This window comes from Fundicoccus sp. Sow4_F4, from assembly GCF_052116145.1.
In the GTDB taxonomy this organism is placed as follows: domain Bacteria; phylum Bacillota; class Bacilli; order Lactobacillales; family Aerococcaceae; genus Fundicoccus.
Genome location: NZ_JBQKLQ010000003.1, coordinates 294,694 through 303,666, shown reverse-complemented (window position 1 = coordinate 303,666; position 8,973 = coordinate 294,694). Strand labels below are relative to the sequence as shown.

Annotated in this window: 3 protein-coding genes and 1 rRNA gene; 1 reads left to right on the top strand and 3 read right to left on the bottom strand. The window is 39.7% G+C overall.

The genetic code is table 11. The features are described from left to right. Positions 1 to 187 (bottom strand): 16S ribosomal RNA (locus ACTQ5J_RS06975); the annotation flags it as partial. Positions 188 to 781: 594 nt separating this feature from the next. On the opposite strand from ACTQ5J_RS06975, the gene ACTQ5J_RS06970 reads away from it, so the two are divergent. Beyond that, positions 782 to 1,483 (top strand): prepilin peptidase, encoded by a 702-nt coding sequence (locus tag ACTQ5J_RS06970; protein WP_441751804.1) that lies wholly within the window; start codon positions 782 to 784, stop codon positions 1,481 to 1,483. A 48-nt stretch (positions 1,484 to 1,531) separates the two neighbouring features. Here ACTQ5J_RS06970 and rpoC read toward each other — a convergent pair whose 3' ends face one another. Further along, on the bottom strand, positions 1,532 to 5,155 hold the full coding sequence (gene rpoC / locus ACTQ5J_RS06965) for a DNA-directed RNA polymerase subunit beta' (RefSeq protein WP_441751802.1): 3,624 nt from the start codon (positions 5,153 to 5,155) through the stop codon (positions 1,532 to 1,534). Between the two features lie 135 nt (positions 5,156 to 5,290). After that, on the bottom strand, positions 5,291 to 8,854 hold the full coding sequence (gene rpoB / locus ACTQ5J_RS06960; RefSeq protein ID WP_441751800.1) for a DNA-directed RNA polymerase subunit beta: 3,564 nt from the start codon (positions 8,852 to 8,854) through the stop codon (positions 5,291 to 5,293). Positions 8,855 to 8,973 lie beyond the last annotated feature (119 nt).

Genomic DNA, 8,973 nt, shown 5'->3' with positions numbered 1-8,973 from the left:
AGACCTATGCGGTATTAGCCATCGTTTCCGACGGTTATCCCCCGCTGAAGGGTAGGTTTCCCACGTGTTACTCACCCGTGCGCCACTCACGTCAAACGGAACAAGTTCCGTCGTCAGTGCGTACGACTTGCATGTATTAGGCACGCCGCCAGCGTTCGTCCTGAGCCAGGATCAAACTCTCATGAAAGAATTTGAATCTTAATAGACTCATTTAAATACTAGCTAATGATTTTTTATCCTGGTGGTCATCCAGTGTCTCGAAATTTATTCGGTTGTGTTTATCAGCCGTAGCCAATAAACTCTTACACATCTTGGTGTTTATCTTTGTTTAGTTTTCAATGAGCTTTGTGTCAGCTACGAACAGTTTGTTTCGCTGTGACAACTTATTTATAATAACATGTCAGTCAGTTACTTGTCAACAAGTTTTTTAAATTTGTTTTAAGTTTTTCAACATTGTTTTGACCGTGTAATTATTATACACTTTATATTACTAAGTTGAAAGCGTTTCAAAGCTGATTGGGTTAATCTTAACCTTCTCTTATACTTTTGTTCACTTCTCTTTCAGCAACTTTTAAATAATACCATACGTTTGACGTGGTGTCAAATGTATTTTTGAATTATTTTTTTCGTTGTTTGTATCTGCCTTAGCAACAGATAATAATATACCATGGGAATGACCCTTTTGTCAAACTTTTTTAGACTTTTTAAGCAACTTTTTGTAATTTTTATTAACAAAAGCATATTTGGCCTTCTTTTGCGTATTTATAGAGGAGGTGATTAAATGATAATAACATTCTTTGTCTTCTATTCCGGCTGTATGGTTGGGTCTTTCCTCTTTTGCATTGCTGGCCTTTGGACACGTGGTCAGTTTCACTTGTTTGCTCGGTCCAAATGCGATAGCTGCCAAAGTCTTTTGAGTTGGTATGAACTCCTGCCGCTTGTTTCTTATTTTATCCAAAGGGGTAAGTGTCGACAGTGTCATAAAGTGCTTAGTCCCTTCTATTGGCTGTCTGAGCTTTTCACTGGTTGCTTATTTCTTCATGCTTTCTTTCATTATGATCGTTTATCTGGTCAACACTTGTTTACATGTTTTCTATTACTTCTGATGAGCTATTGTGACTTATGCGAACGGTGGGTGCCTGACACTTTGCAACTATGCTTATTAGCATGGCTGCTCTACCAGTTTAATTGGCAGGGACAGGACACACTCTTACTTTTGTTTAATTTAGCTCTTTTCGGTTGTTTTGGGCTATTCTTTTATATTATTCGTCATGATTGGATTGGCGGAGCCGATATTAAACTTCTATTAATTCTTGAGCTTGCCATACCGATAGTCCAATTCCCTACATTTTTATTTATCGCCGCAAGTTTAGGCATCTTATTCTGGTACGGGAGTGTGTGGTGGCTTAATAATCAGTCAAAGGATCTGCCTTTTATTCCATTTATCAGTTTATCCTTCTATATAGTGTGTCTTTATTTATAGAAAAAAAATACCGCCAGCACTTTTGAAGTGTTGACGGTATTTTTTATGTTATTTCATTTGTGGTGTTTCTTCTAAGACTAGTTCGTCTGATTTTTCAGGCGTATCGATGTTTGTTTCAATTTTACGGTAACGAGTCATTCCTGTACCAGCTGGAATTAACTTACCAATTGTAACGTTCTCTTTAAGGCCTAATAAGACGTCTTTCTTACCGCGAATTGCTGCATCAGTTAGAACACGAGTAGTTTCTTGGAACGACGCTGCAGAAATAAATGATTTAGTTTCCAAAGCGGCTTTAGTGATTCCTAGTAATACTGGTCTAGCTGTTGCGGGTACGTCGCCAGCTTTAATGGCGCTAGCATTTGCGTCGGTAAAGTCAGAGATATCCATTAATGCTCCTGGCAAGATGTTTGTCGATGCCGGATCCATTACGCGAACTTTCTGTAACATTTGTCGAACCATTACCTCAACGTGTTTATCTCCGATTTCTACCCCTTGCCCACGATAAACAGCTTGAACTTCTCTTAATAAGTAGTTTTCTACTGTAATAACGTCTGTAACTCTTAGGAGTTCTTTCGGATCGATAGACCCTTCAGTTAATGCTTCCCCACGATCTACATGATCGCCTTCTTTCACACGTAAGCGTGAAGTATAAGGAATATTATAAGTACGAGTATCTGTTACACCTTTTACAGTGACATCTCTCGAACGGTCTGATGGTTTTTCTTCGATTAACTCTACGATTCCATCTACTTCAGTGATTGTCGCTTGTCCTTTCGGTACACGCGCTTCAAAGATTTCTTGGATACGAGGTAAACCTTGAGTGATATCTCCACCACCGGCAACCCCACCCGTATGGAAGGTACGCATCGTTAATTGAGTACCAGGCTCACCGATTGATTGAGCTGCGATTGTACCAACCGCTTCACCCACTTCAACACGTGATCCTGTCGCCAAGTTACGTCCGTAACAGTGTTTACATACACCATGGTCGGTATCACAAGTAAATACTGAACGAATTGTCACTTCTTTAATACCTGCATTGATAATCACAGTTGCTAAATCCTCAGTAATTTCAACATTGCCTGGTACAATCATTGCGCCAGTTTCAGGATGGTAAACAGTTTTTTGAGTATAACGTCCAATTAGACGCTCTTCTAATGTTTCAATAATACTATTGCCATCAGCGATTTCAGCAACTGTTACACCTTTATCTGTTCCACAATCATCTTCACGGACAATAACATCTTGAGCAACGTCTACTAAACGTCGCGTTAAGTAACCTGAGTCAGCTGTCTTCAAGGCCGTATCAGTCATTCCTTTACGGGCACCGTGAGTAGAAATAAACATTTCTAAAACGGATAAACCTTCACGGAAGTTAGATGTGATTGGTAATTCGATAATCTTACCACTTGGAGCAGCCATGTTCCCACGCATACCGGCAAGTTGAGTAAAGTTAGAAATGTTACCACGAGCTCCTGAATCAGACATCATGTGGATTGGGTTTAGACGCGGTAAATTATTAGCAAGGTCATCTTGGATTTTATCCTTGGCTTGTTCCCAAGTACGGATAACACTTCCGTAACGTTCCTCTTCTGTAATTAAACCACGTTTATATTGCTTAGCAATCTTATCAACACGTGAATGTGCGTCATCTAAGATAGCATATTTAGTGTCTAATCTAAGGACATCAGCTACTCCTACCGTTAAACCAGCACGAGTAGAGTATTTATATCCTAAGTCTTTCATTCTATCCAACATTTTAGATGTTTCGGTAATGTGGAATCGTTTGAAGACTTCAGCGATAATGTTACCTAAATGTTTTTTCTTGAACGGGTTAACCATTTCCATTGCAGCAATTGCCGCTACAACGTCAGTTCCTGGTTCTAAGAAATATTTATCTGGTGTTTTCTCTGTTAAGTTTTCATTTGTTGGTTCGTTTAGGTATGGGAATTCTGGCGGCATAATTTCGTTGAAGAATAATTTACCTACTGTCGTTACCATTAAACGTTCTTTTTGCCAATCAGTGAATGTTTTTCCTTCTAAAGCAGTTGTAGGAATCGCCACACGAGTATGTAAGTGAGCTTCTCCGTTTAAGTAAGCAATTTCTGCTTCCCCAACACTACTTAAGACTAATCCTTCACCTACACGACCTGGTTCTTCAAGTGTTAAGTAGTAGTTACCTAAAACCATATCTTGAGAAGGTGTAACAACTGGCTTACCATCTTTAGGGTTCAAGATGTTTTGCGCAGCTAACATTAACAGGCGTGCTTCAGCTTGAGCTTCTTCCGATAAAGGTACGTGAACAGCCATTTGGTCCCCGTCAAAGTCAGCGTTATACGCTTCACAGACTAAAGGATGTAGACGAATCGCACGACCATCTACTAATGTTGGTTCGAAAGCTTGAATACCTAGACGGTGAAGCGTAGGTGCTCGGTTAAGTAGAACAGGATGCTCTCTAATGACTTCTTCAATGACTGGCCAAATCACGTCATCTTGAGTTTCAATCATGCGTTTAGCATTTTTGATGTTGCTTGCGATTTCGCGTTCAACTAACTCTTTCATAACGAATGGCTTGAATAATTCAATTGCCATCTCTTTTGGCAAACCACATTGGTACATTTTTAAGTTTGGTCCAACAACAATTACTGAACGACCTGAATAATCCACACGTTTACCTAATAAGTTTTGACGGAAACGACCTTGTTTCCCTTTTAACATATGTGATAAAGATTTTAATGGACGGTTACCAGGTCCAGTTACCGCACGGCCACGACGTCCGTTATCAATTAAAGCATCCACTGCTTCTTGTAACATACGTTTTTCGTTTTGAACGATAATATTTGGTGCGCCCAAGTCTAATAAGCGTTTTAGACGGTTATTACGGTTAATGACTCGACGATATAAATCGTTCAAGTCACTTGTAGCGAAACGGCCACCCTCTAACTGAACCATAGGTCTTAAGTCAGGCGGAATAACTGGCAATACATCTAAGACCATCCAATCAGGTCTGTTACCTGATTCTAGGAAAGCATCTAGAATATCTAGACGACGAATCGCACGAGTACGCTTTTGACCAGTTGCAGTCTTCAACATTTCACGTAATTCAGTCACTTCTTTTTCTAAGTCAACGTTTTGTAACAGCTCTTTGATTGCTTCAGCACCCATTTTAGCGTAGAAACGGTTGCCGTACTCACGTTTTTTCTCACGATATTCTGCTTCTGTCAGTAATGATTTATGCTCTAAAGGCGTATCTCCTGCATCAATTACAATATATGATGCAAAATAAATTACTTCTTCTAATAAGCGTGGGCTTAAATCTAATACAAGACCCATACGACTCGGAATACCTTTAAAATACCAGACATGTGTCACTGGGGCAGCTAATTCAATATGTCCCATACGCTCACGACGCACTTTCGCACGCGTCACTTCAACACCACAACGATCACATACACGACCTTTGTAACGTACACGTTTTAATTTACCACATGAACATTCCCAATCTTTTGTTGGTCCAAAAATTCGTTCACAGAAAAGACCGTCTTTCTCAGGCTTTAATGTACGATAGTTGATTGTCTCCGGTTTTTTAACTTCACCGTAAGACCAACTACGAATTTTTTCGGAGGATGCTAATCCTATTTGCATGGATTCGAACTTATTAACATCTATCAAGGGGCCGACCTCCTTTTATTTTGTCACTTATCAGCTTGCGGAGAAATAACACTCCGCTGGCTGCAAGTTGCATGGAGTGCCTTATCTCCAAATGGCTCCAAGGCATTTTATGTCTTTATCTAATGATTCATCGACTTATTTGTCTGATTTTACGACATCTTTTTTCTGAGACTCTGCCGCTTTTTGTTCTTCACGGTATTTGTCTAATGCGTTGAAGTTGATTACGTCATCTTCATCGTCATCATCTCTTAATTCAATTTCTTGATCATCAGCATCAAGAACTTTCATATCTAAACCTAAAGCTTGTAATTCTTTTACCAATACGCGGAATGATTCTGGCACGCCTGGTTTTGGAATCGGCTGACCTTTAACAATCGCTTCATATGTTTTAACACGTCCGACGACGTCATCTGATTTGTAAGTTAAAATTTCTTGTAGAGTGTAAGCAGCACCGTATGCTTCAAGCGCCCAAACTTCCATCTCTCCAAAACGTTGCCCACCAAATTGAGCTTTACCACCCAATGGTTGTTGAGTAACAAGTGAGTAAGGTCCTGTTGAACGCGCATGTAACTTATCATCAACCATGTGGGCTAATTTAATCATATACATAACACCTACAGAGACTTTACGGTCAAATGGCTCACCTGTACGTCCATCATATAAGGTTGTTTTTGCATCGTGTTCCATTCCCGCTTCTCGAACAGTGTTCCAAACATCTTCTTCGCTAGCACCATCGAATACTGGTGTCGCAATTTTGATTCCTAGTTGGCGAGCAGCCATACCTAAGTGTAATTCGAATACTTGTCCAATGTTCATACGAGATGGTACCCCTAATGGGTTCAACATGATATCAATCGGTGTACCGTCTGGCATAAATGGCATATCTTCTTCAGGCATAATCAATGACACAACACCTTTGTTTCCGTGACGCCCTGCCATCTTATCCCCTTCACTAATCTTACGTTTTTGAACGATAAAGACGCGAACAAGCTTGTTTACACCTGGAGCTAGTTCGTCACCAGCTTCACGAGTAAAGACTTTGACATCGTGAACGATTCCGCCACCACCGTGAGGAACACGTAGCGATGTATCACGCACTTCACGAGCTTTTTCACCAAAGATTGCGTGTAGTAAACGTTCTTCGGCAGATAATTCCGTAACACCTTTAGGTGTTACTTTACCCACTAAGATGTCGCCATCTTTTACTTCCGCTCCAATCGAAATGATTCCGTCTTTGTCTAAGAATTTCAAGGCTTCTTCACTTACGTTTGGAATTTCGCGTGTGATCTCTTCTGGTCCCAATTTAGTATCACGAGACTCTGACTCATACTCTTCAATGTGAATTGACGTATAAACATCATCTTTAACTAAACGTTCAGACATGATAATCGCATCTTCATAGTTATAACCGTCCCAAGTCATAAAGGCAACTAACGGGTTTTGACCTAAAGCCATTTCCCCATTCTGCATCGATGATCCATCTGCTAAGATATCTTGATCATCAACATGATCGCCAACTTCAATAATTGGACGCTGGTTGTAACATGTACCTGCGTTTGAACGTGCAAATTTAATTAAGCTATATTCATCGACGGTTCCGTCAGCAATTTTAATTTTAATGACGTTCGAATCGACATAAGTAACTTCACCACCACGGCGACAAATTAATGCTGCTCCGGAGTCATGAGCTGCTTTATATTCCATACCTGTTCCGATAATTGGAGATTGTGGATTAACTAGAGGAACGGCTTGACGTTGCATGTTGGCACCCATCAACGCACGGTTCGAGTCATCGTTTTCCAAGAAAGGAATACACGCTGTTGCGACTGCAACTACTTGTTTAGGTGAAACGTCCATGTAGTCTACTTGGTTAATAGGAACTTCCAAGTTTTCTGAAATATAACGAGCCATTACAACATCATTAACGAACGTATCATCTTCATTTAATAAAGAGTTCGCTTGTGCAACAACGTATAAATCTTCTTCATCCGCAGATAAACACACGATTTCATCTGTTACTCCGCCATTTACTTTATCCACTTTACGGTAAGGTGTTTCGATAAAACCATATTTGTTAATCTTCGCATAAGAAGACAAACTGTTAATTAACCCGATGTTTGGTCCCTCAGGCGTTTCAATCGGACACATACGACCGTAGTGAGAGTAGTGAACATCTCGAACTTCATATCCGGCACGGTCACGCGTTAAACCACCAGGCCCTAAGGCAGATAGACGACGTTTATGAGTCAACTCACCTAACGGGTTAACTTGGTCCATGAATTGTGACAGTTGGTGAGAACCAAAGAATTCTTTGATTGCTGCAACAACTGGACGAATGTTAATTAATTGTTGAGGCGTAATCGTTGAAATGTCTTGTAACGACATACGTTCACGTACAACACGCTCCATTCTTGACAAACCAATTCTGAATTGGTTTTGCAATAATTCACCGACCGAACGAATACGACGGTTACCTAAATGGTCAATATCGTCAGACGTTCCAATACCTTCACTTAATAGTAAGTAGTAGTTCATAGAAGCAATAATATCAGCTGGTGTTAAACTCTTAACGCCTTCGATATTTGCGTTCCCAATCACGTTAACTACTAATTCAGGGTTTTTAGGTGAGTAAACTTTCACCATTTGTAAATCAATCGGCTCACCGATAACACCATCTGGAGAAGGCATGGCAGTCACTAAATTTAAACCATTGTCTAAATGTACTGCTAATTCTTCAATCTTATCTGCATCTAATTCTGTACCTTCAGCAAAAATGACTTCACCAGTTTCTGGATCAGCTAATGTTTCAGCTAAAGTCAGGTTTAATAGACGGTTTTTTAGATGTAACTTTTTATTTACTTTATAGCGACCAACTGGTGCTAAATCGTAACGACGTGGATCAAAGAAGCGTGCAACTAATAAGTTACGTGAGCTTTCTGCTGTCTTTGGTTCACCTGGACGTAAACGCTCATAAACATCTTTCAATGCTTCTTCAACACGAGAGTCCGCAATGTTCTTATGAACATCTTTATCAATTGTTGTATTTAATAATTCCGTTTCAGATAAAATATCATAGATATCATCATCTGAACCAAAGCCTAGAGCACGCATCATGACAGTTAAAGGAATTTTACGCGTACGGTCGATACGAACATAAGCGATTCCCTTTGCGTCAGTTTCGAACTCTAACCAAGCGCCTCGATTAGGAATAACTGTTGAGGTGAAACTATGGCGACCTTTTTTATCCACTTTGTCGTGGAAGTAAACACCTGGAGAACGAACTAATTGTGAAACAATGACACGTTCCGCCCCATTATAAATAAATGTTCCCATGTCGGTCATAATTGGGAAATCTCCGAAGAAGACTTCCTGTTCTTTTACTTCGCGTGTTTCTTTGTTGATTAAACGTAATGTTACGTAGATTGGTTTTGAATAGTTAGCATCATGTGCACGAGCTTCCTTAACTGAATACTTCGGCTCTTTAAATTCATAATCAACGAAATGTAATTCTAAGTTATCACTGTGATCGACGATTGGAGAAACGTCATCAAACATAACTTTAATACCTTCGTCTAAGAACCATTTATAAGAATCTGTTTGAATTTCAATTAAGTTTGGCAATTCAAGAACTTCATCAATGCGAGCGTAGCTACGACGTTCTGCTTTTTTACCATATTTGACGATATGATGTTGACTCAAGCTGTTCACCCCTCAAAATATTTACGACTTGGCAAGATGTTACGATTGCGTTACGAATATTAACATTCTATAACAAAATCTTTTTTACCCTATTTTTGAGCAAAAAAAGAACAAAAGAA

What these genes read in the sequence shown, in the direction of transcription:
- ACTQ5J_RS06970 (WP_441751804.1), top strand. Translation starts at nt 782, where the DNA reads ATGATAATAACATTCTTTGTCTTCTATTCCGGCTGTATGGTTGGGTCT.